Raw genomic sequence first — 18,313 nt, forward strand, 5'->3', positions numbered from 1 at the left:
CCATTGGGGTCAGGCGGTGGCCTCTGCCGGGTCATCTGCGATCTCCGGCACGGGAAAGCCATCGGCGATCAGGGCCAGTTCCGAAGGATCGTCGATCCTGAAGCGTTCCACGAAGCGGGTCTTGAAACTGACCCGCCCACGGCGTGCGCCGAAATTCTCTCCGTGGTTCAGGACGTAGAGAACCGAGGGCTGTGACAGCGGCGCCAGCGACCGACCGGCCAGCGCGGCGAGGTAGGGGAACATGCGGTGTTCGTGCTGGGTCATCGCCTGCAGGAAGGCGGTGCTTTGCTGCAGGTCCGGATCATGGGCCAGCGCCGCGCAGGAACCGCAGAGTTTCCAGAAGGGTTTGCGCATGGGCTCGCGCAGCGAGGGGCGGTCGGCCAAGGCGATCGTCCCGGTCGCATCGTCCATGACAAAGCCGGATTGAACAAGATAGCCCCCGGGTGCCTGGCGGCGCAGCATCTCGCGCACGCTGCCCTGCCGCAGCAGGTCGTCGGCGTCGAAACTCATGACATAGGCGGGCGGCAGGTCCATGTCGTCAAGATGCGCGGTCAGCGCGGCGAGCTTCAGCCATTTGTCATTGCCGGGCTCCGGCGCCGAGAAGGGCAGGAAGGTGATGCGCGGGTCGTCGGGCAGGGGCGGGCGTTCCTGGCAGCAGATCACCGCCTGCCAGTTTGGGTCGTCCTGGGCGATGAAACAGTCCAGTGTCGCCGAGAGCCTGTCGCTCACCGCCTCCCAGTCGCCGACATGGTCCGGCCCCACCAGCGGGATCAGGAAAACCACGCGCTTGCGCAGCGGTGGCACGCGGGCTGCCAGGGCATCGCGCAGACGCAGGGCGGCGGCCTCGCTCGGGGCCGGGGTCAACCGCTCGATCCAGCCTTCGCGGTTCAGGGCCACCGACAGCCGCAACGCGGCCCGGTGCCATTTCGGGGTAGCGGGAACCTGCGCCATGCTTTCGCCTTCAGGGATTGGCCGCGCGGCGCACCGCGTCGGTCAGGTCGTTGAACAGGGCGCGGCGTTCGTCTTCGCTGAGAAAAGCGCCGATCTCGACCTCGCGGCCATTGCCCTTGAGCGTGACGTAATAGGGGACCGGCCCGCCGGACTCGTGGCAGGCGACCTTGACCCAGTAGGTGTTGCTTTCCCAGTCCTGCGTGTCGCCCTTGGGGTTGGTGCGGATCAGATGCGTGACCTCGGGCGTGACGGTCAGCACCTCGAGGATGCGGCGGTCGCGCTGGTTGCGGCGCAGCGCATAATAGAGCGCCGCCGTCGCCGTCAGCATGAAGGGCAGGAGCCCCCACAGCACCGCCGTCCCGATAACGCTGTAGAGCGGCACCGAGGCAAAGAGAAAGAAGCCCAGGATCATCGCGGCAAAGCCCTCGGCCGACAGCGAATTGTGCGGCCAGAGCTGCAGGACCTGTGAAGCTTCGCGTGGGGGCGTTGTCCAGTGGTAAGGCATTGTTCCGTCGGAAAGGTTCCCGGCATCACCCCGGGTGCACGTCACACTGCGATATACAGCAGAATTGTTGTGGGTCAAAGTCCGGGTTCCCGGGCAACTGCTAAGGTCGGTGTCACAGAACCGGGAGGATGGCAGGATGTGCGTTTCGGAACAAAGGCGGGGACGGCGGCAATGGGCGCGCGGACTGACCACCACCGCCCTTGCACTGGTCCTGACGGGGGGCGTGGCGCTTGCCGATGTGGTCGATGCCCGGCGCCAGATCGACGATCATGTCGCGCGTGCCTTGGCCCGGGGCTGGGTCATGCCGGGGGTGCGCGACCTCGATCGTTATCACGGCGCGGACCTGGTGGAATTGCAGCAGGTTCTTGACATGACCGGGGGCGACGAGTGCGCCCGGGCGGTAATGACGGCGCTTTACCTGGATGCGCATCTGCCACCGGACATGGATGTGCTTTTCGATGACTACGCCATGTCGCTGCTGGAAATCTGGAAGATGCCGGACGAATGGGATCTCCTGTCGCTCATCGCCTCGGGCTGGACCAAGGTTGTGCTGGATGGTGCGAACACCGGGCGCAAGCTGGCGCTGACCCCGGAGGCGATCCTGGAGGCGAACCGGCAACGCGTGGCCCAGAACCGCGCCCGCTGGGTGCAGGAGATGGTGCAGCACGCGCTTATGAATGGCTGGGACGGCAATGTCGTGCTGCGGGCGCAGGGTATGCTGCGCGACAAGGCCGATCGCAACGTGGCAGAGATCGAGGCCGAGATGCTGCGCGCTGCGGACGCGACGAGGGCCGCGCTGGCCGCGCGAGAAGCGGCCCATGCCGAGGCGGATCGGCGGTTCCGCAAATCCTACGAGGAGATATTCGGCCCGCCGGACGTGCAGGGCGCGGTGCCCGAGCGCGATATCGGCAACGATGAGCGGCTGCGCATCATCGAGAACCTCCGCGACGACGCCAAGGCCGTCGCTGATCGTGCCTATGACGCGGCCCTGTCCCGGATCGAGGCACAGCGCAATCGCGAGGTCGGCATCGACCTGCAGGAGGTGGCGCAGGCGCGGCTGCAGAGCCTCGCGCTGTCGCATTACGTCCTGCCGATCATCGAGGGCCGGTGTGCCGAGATTGCGCAGCGCATGAGCCTGGCCGATCCGGCTTTGCCGCCGGTGCGGAATGATCCGCGCCCGGGCGCGCCGCAGGGCGGGCATTGGGCGATGGTTTCGGAGGCAGGGATGACAACCTTTTCCGACAACAACAGCTGCTACGATCCGAAAGGGTCGGTCGGCGCCGGGCGCGGACAGTATTCCCGCAGCAAGCCACGCTGTGGCGATGCATGGGGCGCTTATGTCGTCACATATACCTGGGCTGCGCCACCTCCTTACCTTGTCCCGGGGCAGGATGTGCTGCTCTCTGCCACCGTTCAGGGGGACTATGCCGCCGGCTGGGGGCATGGCGGGCTGTTCTACCATTTCGGCACCGAGGGCGAAAACTGTGCCAAGGGCTCTCGTGGGAGTGTCGACATCGTGAAGGATCGTGCCGACGGGTTCATCGGCACCGCCTACAACCAGGCACATTCGGCCGCATGGAGCGGCACGTTCGCGCCGCCCGAGGGCGCGCGCTACAAGGATGGCCGGTTTCAGATGACGGTCACGTTGCAGCCGCTGGGCTGCTATCGCTACGTCTATGAATGGCGCGACGGCGGTTGATCCGCTTTCACCTGCACCAAAGGAAAAGGCCCCGGCAGATGCAGGGGCCTTTTGCGTTTCAGGTGAGAGCGTCCCTCAGTGGGCGGGGCTCTTGTCCCAGTCTTCCTGCTTCGGCAGCTGCTCGAAGGTGTGCTCCGGCGGCGGCGAGGGCAGGGTCCATTCCAGCGTGTCCGCGTACTCGTTCCACGGGTTTGCCTCGGAGGCGCGGGCACCACGGGTCAGGGCGTGGAACATGATCCCGAAGAACAGCACGAACGATGCGAAGGAGAGCAGCGCACCCCAGCTGGAGATGTAGTTCCAGGTGGCGAAGGCTTCGGGGTAGTCGATGTACCGGCGCGGCATGCCCTGACGGCCCAGGAAGTGCTGCGGGAAGAAGGTCAGGTTGGCACCGATGAACATCATCCAGAAGTGGATCTTGCCCCAGAACTCGGAGTACATCCGGCCGCTCATCTTCGGGAAGTAGAAGTAGACACCCGCGAAGATCGCGAAGACGGCGCCGAGGCTCATCACGTAGTGGAAGTGCGCCACGACGTAGTAGGTGTCATGGTAGGCACGGTCAACGCCCGCCTGGCTCAGCACCACGCCGGTCACGCCGCCGACGGTGAAGAGGAACAGGAAGCCGAAGGCCCAGAGCATCGGGGTCTTCATCTCGATGGAGCCGCCCCACATGGTAGCGATCCAGCTGAACACCTTCACGCCCGTTGGCACCGCGATGACCATCGTTGCCAGCATGAAGTAGCTCTGCTGGGTCAGCGACATGCCGACGGTGTACATGTGGTGCGCCCAGACGACGAAACCCAGCGCGCCGATCGCGATGATCGCCCAGACCATCGGCAGGTAGCCGAAGATCGGCTTGCGCGAGAAAGTCGCGATAACGTGGCTGATGATGCCGAACCCGGGCACGATCACGATGTAGACCTCGGGGTGACCGAAGAACCACAGGATGTGCTGGTAGAGCACCGGGTCACCGCCACCGGCCGGATCGAAGAAGGTCGTGCCGAAATTGCGGTCCGTCAGCAGCATGGTGATCGCGCCGGCCAGAACGGGCAGCGACAGAAGGATCAGCCAGGAGGTGACGAAGATCGCCCAGGAGAACAGCGGCACCTTGAACAGGGTCATGCCCGGGGTCCGCATGTTCAGGAAGGTGGTGATCATGTTGATCGCGCCCAGGATCGACGACGCGCCAGAGACGTGGACGGCGAAAATCGCCAGGTCCATCGACATGCCGCCTTCGTTGACCGAGAGCGGCGGGTAAAGAACCCAGCCCACGCCGGACCCAAGCTGGTTGTTGCCGCCCGGTGCGAAGACAGAGCAGACCGCCAGGGTGGAGCCCGCGACATACAGCCAGAACGACAGGTTGTTCATCCGCGGAAACGCCATGTCCGGCGCGCCGATCTGCAGCGGCATGAAGTAGTTGCCGAAACCGCCGAACAGTGCCGGAATGACCACGAAGAACATCATCAGGATGCCGTGGCCGGTGATCAGCACGTTCCAGAGGTGGCCGTTGGGCGTACAGTTCTCGACCGCCGTCGGCAGGAAGCGCATGCCTTCCATGCACATGTACTGAACGCCCGGCGACATGAGTTCCATGCGCATGTAAACGGTGAAAACGACCGAAATGAGCCCGACGAAGGCAGAGACGATCAGGTAGAGAATCCCGATGTCCTTGTGGTTCGTCGACATGAACCAACGGGTAAAGAACCCGCGGTTGTCTTCGTGCTCGTGGCCGTGAATGGCTGCATCTGCCATTGTTTGCCTCCTGCTGATCCCTATGCAGAGGACACGGAACGGGAATCCGTCCGGGCCCTAAGTTCGATTCACGTTTTAGAATGTGACCCTAGGGGCGGCAATGGCCGGATTTGACGCAGATCAAACCTTTTTGTCGCAGAGGCTTGGGCCGGGGCTCCGGACGCGGGTAGGATCGGCCCGCACTCACACTCGCTGACCCCTTTCAACGGGGTTTTCGCATGGTCTTCCCGGACACGCCATTCGACCGCCGTTGCGTCCGGCGTAGCCGTCAGAACGTGGCCCCGCGTTGGACGGCTGTCAGCACACGGTATGCCCTGCGAAGATCACCCCGACCACGTCCCGGGGCAGGGTCGGGAAAACCCTAGGTATGGCTTACCCGACTGTCAGGAGGCTGCGTGTTTTTCTAAGTTCGGCGCAACTGCTGCAACCGAAGGGGATTTGGAAAATGGCTTATTTCGACAACGGCTTTGTCTCGAACCGCATCACCCTCCGCCAGCGCCTCGCGCGCCTGTTCGAGACCCCCTTCGACCGCCGTTACCGACAGCGCACCGCCCGCATCGACGCGTTGCGCGCACTGTCGGACGCCGAACTGTCCCGGCGCGGAATTGCCCGCGAGGACATTCTCTTTCACGTCTTTTCGGGCAAGGCCTGATCGCGGACGTGACGCCGTTTGACGCGGCGCCAGGGTTTCAATGACCAATCCTTATTCGGGCTTCCCGCCCATCCGTTCTTTCGATGATTGTCCAAGGGGGCGTTGTGAGTGCGCCCCCTTTATTAATGCCTGCCCGGTCCCTTGCCTGTCGCCCGAATCCGGACCGGGGTCCGGTATTCCGGACGATCCGGCTTTCCCGACTTATGGGGCAGGTCGCCAGCGCCTAGATTGAACCCATCAGCCACACACGGCATCACCCAACCGGGGGAGTTCAAGATGGCCTATTGTGAAAACAGTTTCGTTTCCAACCGTGCCACCCTGCGCAAGCGCCTGGCGCGCGCCTTTGAGACCCCCTTTGATCGCCGCTATCGCCAGCGCACCCGCGAAATCGAAGCCCTGCGAAAACTGTCCGACCGCGAACTGGTCGCGTGGCCTTGCCCGTAAGCGCATCCTGTTCCGGTCTTTACCGGCGCGGACTGACGCCGCCCCCCTGAAACCCGTGTAGCGTGAGCATGACCTCGCCTGCACGGTTGAGGATCGGGACAGTCAGGCCGTGACCCGCGCGCGTTATTGCGGCGGGTGCCAAGCCACCTCGGGCGTCAGCTTGTACGACCACGGCAAGCCCGCATTTTTCCAGCCGTTGATGTCCCTGCGGCCGGTTTCGGCGTTCAGGTCGCCTTCGATCCCTTCGAAGAGGGCGTAGACTTGTGTATATCCCGCAGCGGTAAGTGCATCGACCGCGCGCGCGGTGCGACCGCCGGTCTGGCAACTGACAAAGACCGGATCGGACGGGCTGCGGCCAAGTCGCTCCATCACCGCGTTCACCTCATCGACGAAGGCGGGATTGGGGTCCATGCCGTAGGCGCCGCGCTTGGCGTTGTAGGTGTAGGACACAAAGCGAAAGGGCACCACGGCATCGACCGGATCGGGATGGCCGACGAACATCACCTCGACCGGATCCCGCACATCGACAAAGACTATGTCCGGATTTGCCGAAAGCGCCGTCGCGGCTTCCTGAGAGGTCAGGTAGAGACCCGGTTTGGTCCTTTCCTTTTCCGGCACATCCGCCGCGGTGACGCTGGATGTGATATCAGCGGCAAGGGCCGGGTAAGCCAGCAGGGCGGCGGTTATTGCTGTTACGATCGCTTTCATTTTGAACCTCCTCTTCGACACTGAGAATAGGTTGCGGGAGGCGGCGGGACCCGGCCTTGATCCCAATCAACATAAGGGAATTGGCGGTGGGATCGTGCGGCGAAGACCGCCCTGCGCGCTCGGCCAGAGAACAGGTCGGGAATTCCCTAGGTGGGGCTTACCAGACTGTCTGGAGGCCGCGTTTTGATCTAGGTTTGGGGCATCTGCTGCACCCGGAGGGCGAAATTCAAATGGCCTATTTCGAAAACAGTTTCGTTTCCAGCCGTGCCACCCTGCGCCAGCGCCTGGCGCGCGCCTTTGAGACACCCTTTGATCGCCGCTATCGCCAGCGCACCGCCCGCATAGATGCGTTGCGCGCTCTGTCGGACGCCGAACTGACACAACGAGGCATCGCCCGCGAAGACATCCTGCTCCACGTCTTTTCGGGCAAGCCCTGAGACAGCCGGTCCGGGCGTGCTGCCACCGTAGCCCGGACCGTGGAACGATTTGCAAGCACCTGGACATTTAAGACATTGGCGGGGGAAATTTGATCTGCCCCCAGGGGCGAGGACAGCGGTCCTTGCCCCTTTTCCTTGTCCGCGTCATCCCGCGGATCCGTTCGTCCGCAAGGCGTGTCTGCCCGATCAGGCCGGATCTTCGGCGGGCTGCGCCATGACCGCGTCGAACTGCGCCCGGAGCGCCACGTCCAGGTCATCCATCGTTACCGGCAGACCGAGATCGACCAGTGAGGTCACACCGTAATCGCTGATTCCGCAGGGCACGATGCCCTCGAAATGCTCCAGCTCGGGCTCCACGTTGATCGAGATGCCGTGAAAGCTGACCCAGCGGCGCAGGCGGATGCCGATGGCGGCGATCTTGTCCTCCGCCATGCGTCCGTCCGCCAGCGGCGGTTTCTCGGGGCGTTCGATCCAGACGCCGACGCGGCCCTCGCGGATATGACCGACCAGGTTGAACTCTGCCAGCGTGGCGATCACCCAGGCCTCGAGATCCTGCACGAACCGGCGGATGTCGCGGCCCCGCTTGTTGAGGTCCAGCATGACATAGACGACGCGCTGGCCGGGGCCGTGATAGGTGTATTGCCCGCCGCGCTTGGAGGTGTAGACCGGAAAGCGGTCGGGGTCTTTCAGGTCCTCGACCCTGGCCGAGGTGCCGGCGGTATAGAGCGGCGGGTGCTCAAGCAGCCAGATACACTCCTCCGCACGCCCTTCTGCGATGGCACTGGCGCGGTCCTCCATGAAGGCAAGCGCCTCTTCGTAGGGCACCAGTTCCTCGCTGATTTTCCATTCCATTCCTGTCAACGGGGCACGTCCCCCGCCTCCTTCAAACCCGGGCTGATCCGCCCTGCTGACCGGTTCGTTTCCTGCCTGTCACGGTCAGGACCGCCTGACGGCCAATGCATCCGACTTGACCGCTGACCACCCTGGTCGAACGACGTCAAGCGCCACGCGCACAACAGGCCCCAACGTGGTCACCAAGTCCATCCGGAACGCCGCACGGTGTGGATGATCACATAATGCCATTCGATGCAAAGCGCCACCAGCGGGCCGGGCAAGGCGCGTTGGCGCGCGGAATGGATTTTTGTCGTTTTTCCTCTTCACATCGTCCACGCGCTTCGCTAGAGACCCTCCCACCAAGTCAAGACAGTGCGGTCGTGGCGGAATTGGTAGACGCGCAGCGTTGAGGTCGCTGTGGGGTAACTCCCGTGGAAGTTCGAGTCTTCTCGACCGCACCATTCTCTCCTGAAATGACACTCCGCTTTGCGCGTCGGCATGTTGTCGCGAGGCGCTCGACATTGGCTGCCTTGGGCGGCCTTCCTGTTTCGCCAGCCGAACACGGAACCGCACGCGCCGGGGCAGGGCGGCCGGTCCAGCCCGCACAAATCCCTCCGCAGTCGCCGGATCGGCTCAGGCGACCAGGGAGGTGCCGGAAATCCGATCGACCAGGGATTGCGGCAAGAGCCGTGCGCAGGAGATGCGGGGCCTCTTCATTTCGGTGATCGACGCGTCCTCGCCGTAGAGGGCCAGGTATTCATCGTAGTTGTCGAAAGCGCGGCGGGCGACGTAATCGATGTAGCTTTCGGCCTCGGCGCCTTCCGCAAGGATCAACTCGTGCCCCTCGGTCTCGACATGATAGACGGTGTAGCGGTCTCCGACGGTTTCGATCGGCTCCCAGCGGACCGTTTCGCCGTTGACCAGGGCCGAGGCATTGACCAGCATTCCATCGAGATGCAGGGCATGATCCGCCGTCAAGAGCAGGTCGCGCCGCGGCAATCCGGAACCAAGCGCCCCTGCCGCGATCCGCACCGGGCGGACCCGCTCTGCGGGATTGAACCGGGGAAAGACGGTCTGGCGACCGATCCATCTGATGACGGTCGTCCCGGTCGGTGTGTCGATCACCTGTCCGATGTCCAGGTCCTGCACGGCGATGGCACCATCCGGCGTGTCGATTGCCGTCCCCTCAAGAGAGCATGTCGGGTAAGCAGAGGTGTTGAACGTCGCATAATCGAGCGTGGCCGGTATAACGAAGTCGTGGGGAGACATCGACTCCGGAAACCAGAGGCGGGTAACGCCGGCAATAGAGTTGTTGCTGACCGGCAGGCGCATTGTCCCACCCGCGACAAGAGCAACCTCGACGGTTCCCTGAAACGGATTGGTGGTGCCCCAGATCGAGTCGCCCACTTCGAAGGTGCCATCGCCTTCGCCGTCATCGAGGACTTCGTTGTACGGCCTGTAGGAATCACTCGAAACGACGCCACTGGTCCCGGAATATTGCTGACTGAAATCTGCTTTGAAACTGGCCAAGACATTGCCTCCATTCACTTTGACCCAGTCGTCGCGTCTGGGTCGGTGGATGTCAACATGGGGGTATTTGGCGTTTCCGGGTCAGATTCGGGAGAGCACCTCCTGCAACAGACGCTCGGCGGCGCGCGACAGTTTGCGGCTGCCGTCGCGCAGGACGAAATAGGGCGGCACGACGATCGAACGGCGCATTTTCAGGGCGGTCAGGTTTGCCCCGATGTCGGAATGCACCAGCAGTTCCTTGACCTCGTTCGATTGCGGCAGGATGGCCTGCACGCGCGCGACCTGCGCGAGCGCCACAAGAAGCGATGAACTGTTCAGCACCCTTGGCGGGATCGGAACCCCGGCGGTGTGAAAGGCGGATTCGACCGACTCGCGGATCGGCATGCCGCGTTCCTGCATCACCCAAGGATAGCCGGTCAGCTCGGACATTTCGACGTTCTGGCGCGATACCAGCGGATGCGTGTCATGCACCAGCAGGGCGACGACCTCGGTCCGGGCAGGGTGGACGTGGAACAGCCGGCTGTCGTGGCCCGGTGGAATGCGCCCCAGCACAAAGTCATAGCGCCCTTCTTCCAGGTCGCGGATCAGCACGCGTGAGGGCGCCACGTCAACGCTGATTTCCAGATCTGGGCTGTCCTGATGCACCGCCTGCACAGCGGGCATCAGGACGCCCACAGCCGGCCCGGTGACCGAGCCCACCCGGACCTCGCCCAGGGCGCCGGACTGGATGTGGCGCAATTCGTCCTCCAGCGTGCGCACCTCAGCCAGGATCACCCGTGCATGGCGGACAAAGACCTCTCCGGCCTGCGACATGACCATGCCCTTTGGGTGGCGGACAAAAAGCGGGCTGCCGATATTGGTCTCGATCTCGGACAGGATGCGCGAGGCGGCAGGCTGAGAGATCGCGACCGCCTGTGCGGCCAGCTGCAACTGCTGTGTCTCTGCGATTTTCAGCACCAGGTCCAGGTGCGCGGGTTTGATCCGCCGGGCGATGTCCATCACGTTCGCTCATAACGTTTTTGATATGCAAGCCAGCATAATCGGAATTTTACAGGTATACAGTCTCGATTTACGGTCGCGCTCGGATCCACTGGGTCCGAAACACAGATAAGGCGTCGCCGCAGGAGGGCACGCCGACCTTGGGAGGTTACCAATGAACATGAAACTTCTGCTCGCTTCGGCGGCAGTGGCGCTGTCCAGCTATGGCGCCGTTGCCGAAACCGTCGGCATCGCGATGCCGACGAAATCCTCGTCGCGCTGGATCTCTGACGGTGAGTCGATGGTCGAACAGTTCAAGGCCGCAGGCTATGACACCATCCTGCAGTACGCCGAGGACGACATTCCCAACCAGCTGGCGCAGATCGAGAACATGATCACCAACGGCGTCGACGTGCTGGTGATCGCGGCCATCGACGGCACCACCCTGTCGAGCGCTCTGGAAAACGCCTATTACGCAGATATCCAGGTCATCGCCTATGACCGGCTGATCCGCGACAGCGAATATGTCAGCTATTACGCCACCTTCGACAACTTCAAGGTCGGCGTGCAGCAGGCGACCAGTCTCGTGAACGGCCTCGAAGAGCGTTTCGGCGACGGCCCCTACAACGTCGAGCTGTTCGGCGGCTCTCCGGACGACAACAACGCCTATTTCTTCTACGATGGCGCCATGTCGGTGCTGCAGCCACTGATCGACGACGGAACCATCAACATCGTGTCGGGCCAGATGGGTATGGACACGGTCGGCACCCTGCGCTGGGACGGTGCGGTGGCGCAGGCCCGCATGGATAACCTGCTGTCGGCTCATTACACTGATGAGCGCGTGCACGGTGTCCTGTCGCCCTACGATGGTCTGTCCATCGGCATCATCTCTTCGCTCAAGGGCGTGGGCTATGGTTCGGGCGACCTGGAAATGCCGATCGTCACAGGCCAGGACGCCGAGATCCGCTCGATCAAGTCGATGCTGGCGGGCGAGCAGTATTCGACCGTCTTCAAGGACACCCGCGAACTGGCGCGCGTGACCGTGGGCATGGTCGAGGCCCTGCTGAAAGGCGGCGAGCCCGAGATCAACGACACCACCACCTATGACAACGGCGTCAAGGTCGTGCCCTCCTACCTGCTGGAACCGGTCTCGGTCGACCTGTCGAACTGGGAAGACGTGATCATCGGCTCCGGCTACTACACGATGGACCAGGTCCAGTAACCGGTTACTCCCGGGGTCCGTCCGGCGCCATGCGCGGCGGGCGGGCCTTGGCAACCACCAGAAAATTGGGGAGTGGGGATGACGGCGCTACTGGAAATGCGCGGGATCACCAAGGAGTTTCCTGGGGTCAAGGCGTTGGACTCGGTCAACCTGACCGTAAGGGAAGGCGAGATTCACGCGCTGGTCGGGGAAAACGGCGCGGGCAAATCGACCCTGATGAAAGTCCTGTCCGGGGTCTACCCGGCGGGCAGCTACGACGGCGAAATTCACTATGACGGCGCGCTGGCCGAGTTCGCGGATATCTCGGACTCCGAGGAAAGGGGCGTCATTATCATCCATCAGGAACTGGCGCTCGTGCCGCTGCTGTCGATTGCGGAAAACCTCTTCCTGGGCAATGAACGCGCACGCGGCGGCATCATCAACTGGCGTGAGACCAACCGGCGCACCGAGGACCTGTTGCGCAAGGTCGGCCTCAAGGAACCGCCCAGCACGCTGGTCGACAAGCTGGGCGTGGGCAAGCAGCAACTGGTCGAGATCGCCAAGGCCCTGTCCAAGGAAGTGCGCCTGCTGATTCTCGACGAGCCGACGGCGGCGCTGTCGGAAAGCGACAGCCAGGCGCTGCTGGACCTGATGCTGGAACTCAAGCAGCAGGGTGTCACGCAGATCATCATCAGCCACAAGCTGAACGAGGTTCGCCGCGTCGCGGACTCGGTGACGGTGATCCGAGACGGTTCCACGGTGTCCACGATGGATGCCAGGACCCGGGACATCACCGAGGACACCATCGTGCGCGACATGGTGGGCCGCGACATGGCGCACCGCTACCCGGCGCGGGAACGGCGCGCGGGCGAGGTGCTGATGGAGGTCAAGGACTGGAACGTCTGGCATCCGCTGCACGCCGACCGCCAGGTGATCCATGACGTCAACATGGCCGTCCGCGCGGGCGAGGTCGTGGGCATCGCGGGCCTTATGGGGGCCGGGCGCACCGAACTGGCCATGAGCATCTTTGGCCGCTCCTACGGGCGCAACATCTCGGGCAGTGTCGAGATCGGCGGCAAGCCGGTGGACGTCGGCACCGTCAGCAAGGCGATCGAGGCCGGGCTGGCCTATGTCACCGAGGACCGCAAGTCGCTGGGCCTCATTCTCGAGGAAACCATCCAGCGCAACATCACGATGGCCAACCTCGAAGAGGTGGCCCGCGGCCAGGTGCTGAACGAAAGCGCCGAGACCCGCGTGGCCGAGGACTATCGCAAGGCGCTGAACATCCGCACGCCGGGCGTCTTTCAGCGGGTGATGAACCTTTCGGGCGGCAACCAGCAGAAGGTTGTCCTGTCGAAATGGCTGTTTGCCAAGCCCGAGGTGCTGATCCTGGATGAACCCACGCGCGGCATCGACGTCGGCGCCAAGTTCGAGATCTACGGGATCATCAACGACCTCTCGGCGCAGGGGAAAGGCGTGGTCATGATCTCCTCGGAAATGCCCGAACTCCTGGGCATGTGTGACCGCATCTACGTAATGAACGAGGGCGCATTCGTCGGCGAACTGAGTGCCGAGGACGCCAGCCAGGAGCGCATCATGTCGCTCATCGTGACCGAATAAGGGAGCCTGTGATGGACTTTGCAGAGCATGGGGCCGAGGCGCCCGAAAAGCAGGGGATCGGCGAATACCTCGTCCGCCACCTGCGCGAATACGGGCTGCTGTTCGCGCTGATCGCGATCATGGCCTTTTTCCAGATCGTCACCGACGGCACGCTGTTGAAGCCGGTGAACGTCACCAACCTGCTGTTGCAGAACAGCTATATCGTCATCATGGCGCTGGGGATGCTGATCGTCATCGTCTCGGGCAACATCGACTTGTCGGTCGGCTCCGTCATGGGGTTCGTCGGCGCGCTGGCGGCTGTCATGATCGTGGAATGGGAAATGTCCACGGCGGTCACCATGGTCACCTGCCTTGTCGCCGGGGGCTTGATCGGTGCCGCGCAGGGGTATTGGATCGCCTACTGGAAGATCCCCTCGTTCATCGTGACGCTGGCGGGGATGCTGGTGTTCCGGGGCGCGTCCCTGTGGCTGCTCGAAGGTCAGTCGCTGGGCCCGTTCCCGCGTGAATTCCAGATGCTGGCCAACGGGTTCGTGCCGGACATCTTCCCCCAAGGCGTGTCCCAGGCCGTCGCGGACCTGCTGGGCCAGAAACGGGTCAACGTGCTGGCGCTGTGCACCGGCCTTGTCGCCGCCGGGCTGATCGTCTGGATGGAACTCAAGGCGCGTGCCCAGAACAAGGCCTATGGCATGGCGGGCGAACCGCAGGCCTTCTTTCTGGCCCGCATCGGCATTGTCGCGATTGCGCTGATCTTCATCCTGTTCAAGCTGTCGACCTTCCGCGGGCTGCCCAACGTGCTGATCACCATGGGCGTGCTGACCATCATCTATGCCTTCTTCACCGGGCGCACGGTGACCGGCCGGCGCATCTATGCGCTGGGCGGCAACGAAAAGGCGGCCAAGCTCTCGGGGATCAAGACCGAGCGGCTGACCTTCCTCGCCTTCGTGAACATGGGCGTGTTGGCCGGGATCGCGGGCATGGTCTTTGCGGCGCGCCTGAATTCGGCCACGCCAAAGGCGGGTTTCGCGCTGGAACTCGACGTGATCGCGGCGGTCTTTATCGGCGGGGCCTCCATGTCCGGTGGCGTCGGCAAGATCGTCGGCGCGGTGGTCGGCGCCTTCCTGATGGGCGTGCTGAACAACGGCATGTCGATCATGGGCATCGGCATCGACTATCAGCAGGTGATCAAGGGGCTGGTGCTGCTCGCTGCCGTGATCTTCGACGTCTACAACAAATCGAAACAGGGGTGACGGTGCGCCTTCGGGCGCATCTCCCCAAGCGAAGGAGGCAAGCAGATGGCGTTCAAACCGGCAGAATGGCCCCGCAAGCTGCGCAGCCAGGAATGGTACGGCGGCAGCACCAAGGACGTGATCTATCATCGCGGCTGGCTCAAGAACCAGGGCTATCCCGAGGACCTGTTCGACGGGCGCCCGATCATCGGCATCCTGAACACATGGTCTGACCTGACGCCCTGCAACGGCCACCTGCGCGAGTTGTCGGAAAAGGTGAAGGCAGGCATCTGGGAGGCCGGCGGTTTCCCGGTCGAGGTGCCGGTGTTCAGCGCCTCGGAAAACACCTTCCGACCCACGGCGATGATGTTCCGCAACCTCGCCGCCCTGTCGATCGAGGAACAGATCCGCGGCCAGCCGATGGACGGTTGCGTGCTGATGGTGGGCTGTGACAAGACCACGCCCTCGCTGCTCATGGCGGCGGCCTCCTGCGATCTGCCCTCGATCGTCGTGACCGGCGGGCCGATGCTGAACGGCTGGTTCCAGGGCGAACGCGTCGGCGCGGGCACCCACCTCTGGCGGTTCTCCGAGGCGGTGAAGGCCGGTGAGATGACGCAGGACGAATTCCTCGAGGCCGAGGCCGCCGTCACCCGCTCGTCCGGCACCTGCAATACGATGGGCACGGCCTCCTCGATGGCGTCGATGTGCGAGGCGCTGGGCATGGCGTTGTCAGGTAATGCCGCGATCCCCGCGGTGGACAGCCGTCGCCGCGTCATGGCGCAACTGACGGGACGGCGTATCGTGCAGATGGTCAAGGACGATCTGAAACCCTCGGACGTGCTGACCCGCGAAGCCTTTGAAAATGCGATCCGCACCAATGGCGCGGTGGGCGGCTCTACCAATACGGTGGTGCACCTGCTGGCGATTGCGGGCCGTGTCGGCGTGGATATCACGCTGGACGACTGGGACCGCTGCGGGCGCGACATTGCCACGATCCTGAACCTCCAGCCCTCGGGCGAATACCTGATGGAAGAATTCTTTTACGCCGGCGGCCTGCCCGTGGTGCTGAAACGGCTGGGCGAGGGCGGCAAGCTGCACAAGGACGCGCTGACCGTCTCCGGCAGCACGATCTGGGACGAGGTCAAGGACGCCAGGAACTGGAACGAGGACGTGATCCTGCCGGTCGACAAGCCGCTGACCGACCAGGGCGGGATTGCCGTGCTCAAGGGCAACCTGGCCCCCAAGGGGGCGGTGCTGAAACCCTCTGCCGCCTCGAAACACCTGATGCAGCACCGGGGCAGGGCGGTCGTCTTCGAGGACATCGACGACTACAAGGCCAAGATCAACGACAACGACCTGGACATCGACGAGACCTGCATCATGGTTCTCAAGAACTGCGGACCCAAGGGGTATCCCGGCATGTCCGAGGTCGGCAACATGGGCCTGCCGCCCAAGGTTCTGAAAAAGGGCATCAAGGACATGATCCGCATTTCCGATGCCCGCATGTCCGGCACCGCCTATGGCACCGTGATCCTGCACACCTCGCCCGAGGCAGCGGCAGGCGGACCGTTGGCAGTGGTGAAAAACGGCGACATGATCGAGGTCGACGTGCCCGCGCGACGCGTGCACCTGGATGTCACCGACGAAGAATTGCAGGCCCGCCTGGCAGAATGGACGCCGACCCATGAACGCCCGGCAAGTGGTTATGCCTGGTTGCACCAGCAGCACGTCGAGGGCGCCGATACAGGCGCCGACCTGGATTTTCTCAAGGGCTGCCGCGGCGCCCCGGTGGGAAGGGACTCGCATTGATGGAAATCGCACTTGTTGGCATCGGCAAGATCGCCCTGGATCAGCACGTACCGGCCATCGCCGCCTCGCAGGACTGGGAGCTTGCCGCCACCGTCTCGCGCAAGGGCAGCGTCGAGGGGGTCGAGAGCTTCACCGATTTCGCCGAACTGCTGGAGCGGCGGAGCGACATTCGCGTCGTCTCGCTCTGCCTGCCGCCGGTGCCGCGCTTTGACTATGCCGCCGCCGCCATCGCGGCGGGTCGCCATGTCATGCTGGAAAAACCGCCGGGCGCCTCGCTGTCGGAATGTCACCGGCTGATCAACATGGCGCGCGCGCAGCGTGTCTCGCTTTTTGCCACCTGGCATTCGCGCGAGGCGCCGATGGTGGGCGCCGCGAAGGCCTGGCTGGCGGACAAGACTCTCCGCCGGTTGCAGATCACCTGGAAAGAGGACGTGCGCCGCTGGCATCCCGGCCAGGACTGGATCTGGGAACCGGGTGGCCTCGGTGTCTTTGATCCGGGCATCAACGCGCTGTCGATCCTGACGGAGATCCTTCCCGACGCCATCCACCTGAGCGAGGCCACTCTGGAAGTGCCGGAGAACAAGCAGGGGCCGATCGCGGCCAGCCTGCGCTTTGCTCACCCGGCGGGTGCGGAGGTCGGCGCCGTCTTTGACTGGCGCCAGGACGGCGACCAGATCTGGACCATCGCGGCCGACACCGACAAGGGCCGGCTGGAACTGCATGACGGCGGCGCGCGCATGGTCATCGACGGTGTCGAGCAAACCGCCGATGGCCCCGCGCTGGACGGTGAATACCCGCGCCTCTACGCCCGCATGGCCGAGCTTGTCGCCACGGGCGGCAGCGACGTGGATCTGTCGCCCATGCGCCATGTGGCCGATGCCTTCCTGCTGGGCCGACGCGAGACCGTCGCCCCCTTCCACGAATAAGCGCTTGCGCGCATCCGATACCCAGAAAGGACCTGCCATGAAAACGCCCCTGACCGGCATTCTCCCCGTTGCGCCCACACCCTTCCACGATGATGGCCGCGTCGACGAAGAGGGGATGCGCCGCGTTCTGGATTGCATCATCGACCAGGGCGTGGATGCGATCTGCATCCTCGCCAACTACTCGGAACAGTTCGTCTTGTCGGACGAGGAACGCGCCACGCTGATGCGCATCAGCCTGGAGCATGTCGCGGGCCGCGTCCCCGTGATTGTCACGATCAGCCATTTCAGCACCGAAATCGTCGTCGACCGCGCCAAGGCCGCGCAGTCACTGGGCGCGTCGATGGTGATGATGATGCCGCCCTATCACGGGGTCGGGCTGGTTCCGTCCGAGGCCGGGATCTACGAGCAGTTCCGCGCCGTGTCCGACGCGATCTCGATCCCGATCATGGTGCAGGACGCGCCCCTGTCGGGCTGCCAGATGTCGGTGCCGCTCTTGGCGCGCATGGCGCGCGAGTTGGAAAACGTCAGCTATTTCAAGATGGAAATGCCCTTTGCCGCCGACAAGCTGGCGGCGCTGATCGAGGCCGGGGGCAAGGATATCGTCGGCCCCTTCGACGGCGAGGAGGCAGTGACGCTGCTGGCCGACCTCGACGCCGGGTGCACCGGCACCATGACCTCGGGCCTGCAGTGCGAGCACATTGGTGTCATCATCCGCAGCTATCTTGCGGGTGACAAGGACACCGCTCTGGCGCAATGGACGAAGTGCCTGCCGCTGATCAACCATGAGAACCGCCAGTGCGGGCTGCGCGCCTGCAAGGTGGTGATGAAAGAAGGCGGCGTGATTGGATCCGATCACGTCCGCCACCCGTTGAAACCCATGACCCCGCGCACGCGGGAGCGCCTGCTGCAACTCGCGGGCGACCTCGACCTCATCGCCCTGAAATGGGGCAAGTAAAGGAGTTCTCGACATGCTGGACAAAAGCAGCTTCACCCCCCACGGTCGTCATCTGATCGCGGGAGAGTGGGTCTCTGGAGAGACGACCT

General features: G+C 63.7%; 17 protein-coding genes and 1 tRNA gene. 11 read left to right on the forward strand and 7 right to left on the reverse strand.

The features are described 5' to 3' along the window. Positions 1-9: 9 nt before the first annotated feature. Both RBB42_RS23605 and RBB42_RS23610 read right to left on the reverse strand, forming a co-directional pair. Entirely contained in the window at positions 10-951 is a 942-nt protein-coding gene (locus RBB42_RS23605) for a hypothetical protein (RefSeq protein ID WP_305971842.1), read from the reverse strand. Between the two features lie 10 nt (positions 952-961). Next, complete coding sequence (locus RBB42_RS23610) at positions 962-1,456, reverse strand: DUF2244 domain-containing protein (RefSeq protein WP_305971843.1); 495 nt, start codon at positions 1,454-1,456, stop codon at positions 962-964. Between the two features lie 136 nt (positions 1,457-1,592). Here RBB42_RS23610 and RBB42_RS23615 point away from each other — a divergent pair, with 136 nt between their 5' ends. After that, entirely contained in the window at positions 1,593-3,155 is a 1,563-nt protein-coding gene (locus RBB42_RS23615) for a hypothetical protein (protein WP_305971844.1), read from the forward strand. Positions 3,156-3,230: 75 nt separating this feature from the next. Here RBB42_RS23615 and ctaD read toward each other — a convergent pair whose 3' ends face one another. After that, positions 3,231-4,904, reverse strand: coding sequence for a cytochrome c oxidase subunit I (gene ctaD, locus RBB42_RS23620; RefSeq protein WP_305971845.1), 1,674 nt, complete (start codon positions 4,902-4,904; stop codon positions 3,231-3,233). 445 nt (positions 4,905-5,349) lie between these two features. On the opposite strand from ctaD, the gene RBB42_RS23625 reads away from it, so the two are divergent. Both RBB42_RS23625 and RBB42_RS23630 read left to right on the forward strand, forming a co-directional pair. Beyond that, a complete protein-coding gene (locus RBB42_RS23625; protein ID WP_305971846.1) occupies positions 5,350-5,556 on the forward strand; it encodes a hypothetical protein in 207 nt (68 codons plus the stop codon). A 276-nt stretch (positions 5,557-5,832) separates the two neighbouring features. Further along, complete coding sequence (locus tag RBB42_RS23630) at positions 5,833-6,000, forward strand: hypothetical protein (protein ID WP_305971847.1); 168 nt, start codon at positions 5,833-5,835, stop codon at positions 5,998-6,000. Between the two features lie 123 nt (positions 6,001-6,123). Here the strand turns inward: RBB42_RS23630 and RBB42_RS23635 are convergent, their stop codons facing one another. Next, positions 6,124-6,708 (reverse strand): rhodanese-like domain-containing protein, encoded by a 585-nt coding sequence (locus RBB42_RS23635; RefSeq protein ID WP_305971848.1) that lies wholly within the window; start codon positions 6,706-6,708, stop codon positions 6,124-6,126. 56 nt (positions 6,709-6,764) lie between these two features. Between RBB42_RS23635 and RBB42_RS23640 the strand changes: the two genes are divergently transcribed. Then, positions 6,765-7,145, forward strand: a complete 381-nt coding sequence (locus RBB42_RS23640; RefSeq protein WP_306043534.1) for a hypothetical protein — start codon at positions 6,765-6,767, stop codon at positions 7,143-7,145. 186 nt (positions 7,146-7,331) lie between these two features. On the opposite strand, the gene lipB is transcribed toward RBB42_RS23640, so the two are convergent. After that, entirely contained in the window at positions 7,332-7,997 is a 666-nt protein-coding gene (gene lipB / locus RBB42_RS23645) for a lipoyl(octanoyl) transferase LipB (protein ID WP_305971850.1), read from the reverse strand. A gap of 356 nt (positions 7,998-8,353) precedes the next feature. Between lipB and RBB42_RS23650 the strand changes: the two genes are divergently transcribed. Beyond that, a tRNA-Leu gene (locus RBB42_RS23650) sits at positions 8,354-8,440 on the forward strand. A 172-nt stretch (positions 8,441-8,612) separates the two neighbouring features. Here RBB42_RS23650 and RBB42_RS23655 read toward each other — a convergent pair. Both RBB42_RS23655 and RBB42_RS23660 read right to left on the reverse strand, forming a co-directional pair. Further along, positions 8,613-9,509, reverse strand: coding sequence for a Hint domain-containing protein (locus RBB42_RS23655; RefSeq protein ID WP_305971851.1), 897 nt, complete (start codon positions 9,507-9,509; stop codon positions 8,613-8,615). An 81-nt stretch (positions 9,510-9,590) separates the two neighbouring features. Continuing rightward, positions 9,591-10,508, reverse strand: a complete 918-nt coding sequence (locus RBB42_RS23660) for a LysR family transcriptional regulator (protein ID WP_305971852.1) — start codon at positions 10,506-10,508, stop codon at positions 9,591-9,593. A gap of 154 nt (positions 10,509-10,662) precedes the next feature. Here RBB42_RS23660 and chvE point away from each other — a divergent pair, with 154 nt between their 5' ends. From chvE to RBB42_RS23690, 6 genes are all read left to right on the forward strand, one after another. Then, the gene (gene chvE, locus RBB42_RS23665) at positions 10,663-11,709 is read left to right on the forward strand and encodes a multiple monosaccharide ABC transporter substrate-binding protein (RefSeq protein ID WP_305971853.1); all 1,047 of its coding nucleotides are present in this window, start codon (positions 10,663-10,665) and stop codon (positions 11,707-11,709) included. A 72-nt stretch (positions 11,710-11,781) separates the two neighbouring features. Continuing rightward, a complete protein-coding gene (gene mmsA / locus RBB42_RS23670) occupies positions 11,782-13,308 on the forward strand; it encodes a multiple monosaccharide ABC transporter ATP-binding protein (RefSeq protein WP_500862276.1) in 1,527 nt (508 codons plus the stop codon). An 11-nt stretch (positions 13,309-13,319) separates the two neighbouring features. After that, on the forward strand, positions 13,320-14,555 hold the full coding sequence (gene mmsB / locus RBB42_RS23675) for a multiple monosaccharide ABC transporter permease (protein ID WP_305971855.1): 1,236 nt from the start codon (positions 13,320-13,322) through the stop codon (positions 14,553-14,555). 45 nt (positions 14,556-14,600) lie between these two features. Then, the gene (araD, locus tag RBB42_RS23680; protein ID WP_305971856.1) at positions 14,601-16,343 is read left to right on the forward strand and encodes an L-arabinonate dehydratase; all 1,743 of its coding nucleotides are present in this window, start codon (positions 14,601-14,603) and stop codon (positions 16,341-16,343) included. Continuing rightward, positions 16,343-17,269 carry a Gfo/Idh/MocA family protein gene (locus RBB42_RS23685; protein WP_305971857.1) on the forward strand — a complete coding sequence of 309 codons (927 nt, stop codon included), beginning with the start codon at positions 16,343-16,345 and terminating at the stop codon, positions 17,267-17,269. Before araD ends, RBB42_RS23685 begins: the two co-directional genes overlap by 1 nt. 37 nt (positions 17,270-17,306) lie before the next feature. After that, the gene (locus RBB42_RS23690; protein ID WP_305971858.1) at positions 17,307-18,224 is read left to right on the forward strand and encodes a dihydrodipicolinate synthase family protein; all 918 of its coding nucleotides are present in this window, start codon (positions 17,307-17,309) and stop codon (positions 18,222-18,224) included. Positions 18,225-18,313: the final 89 nt, after the last annotated feature.

Origin of the sequence: Mameliella sp. MMSF_3455 (genome assembly GCF_030733205.1) — a bacterium.
Lineage (GTDB): Bacteria > Pseudomonadota > Alphaproteobacteria > Rhodobacterales > Rhodobacteraceae > Antarctobacter.

Coding starts and splice junctions, on each gene's coding strand:
- RBB42_RS23625 (WP_305971846.1), top strand. CDS start 5,350: ATGGCTTATTTCGACAACGGCTTTGTCTCGAACCGCATCACCCTCCGC.
- RBB42_RS23685 (WP_305971857.1), top strand. CDS start 16,343: ATGGAAATCGCACTTGTTGGCATCGGCAAGATCGCCCTGGATCAGCAC.
- RBB42_RS23615 (WP_305971844.1), top strand. CDS start 1,593: ATGTGCGTTTCGGAACAAAGGCGGGGACGGCGGCAATGGGCGCGCGGA.
- RBB42_RS23660 (WP_305971852.1), bottom strand. CDS start 10,508: ATGGACATCGCCCGGCGGATCAAACCCGCGCACCTGGACCTGGTGCTG.
- mmsB (WP_305971855.1), top strand. CDS start 13,320: ATGGACTTTGCAGAGCATGGGGCCGAGGCGCCCGAAAAGCAGGGGATC.
- RBB42_RS23690 (WP_305971858.1), top strand. CDS start 17,307: ATGAAAACGCCCCTGACCGGCATTCTCCCCGTTGCGCCCACACCCTTC.
- RBB42_RS23605 (WP_305971842.1), bottom strand. CDS start 951: ATGGCGCAGGTTCCCGCTACCCCGAAATGGCACCGGGCCGCGTTGCGG.
- chvE (WP_305971853.1), top strand. CDS start 10,663: ATGAACATGAAACTTCTGCTCGCTTCGGCGGCAGTGGCGCTGTCCAGC.
- RBB42_RS23630 (WP_305971847.1), top strand. CDS start 5,833: ATGGCCTATTGTGAAAACAGTTTCGTTTCCAACCGTGCCACCCTGCGC.
- lipB (WP_305971850.1), bottom strand. CDS start 7,997: ATGGAATGGAAAATCAGCGAGGAACTGGTGCCCTACGAAGAGGCGCTT.
- araD (WP_305971856.1), top strand. CDS start 14,601: ATGGCGTTCAAACCGGCAGAATGGCCCCGCAAGCTGCGCAGCCAGGAA.
- RBB42_RS23610 (WP_305971843.1), bottom strand. CDS start 1,456: ATGCCTTACCACTGGACAACGCCCCCACGCGAAGCTTCACAGGTCCTG.
- RBB42_RS23635 (WP_305971848.1), bottom strand. CDS start 6,708: ATGAAAGCGATCGTAACAGCAATAACCGCCGCCCTGCTGGCTTACCCG.
- ctaD (WP_305971845.1), bottom strand. CDS start 4,904: ATGGCAGATGCAGCCATTCACGGCCACGAGCACGAAGACAACCGCGGG.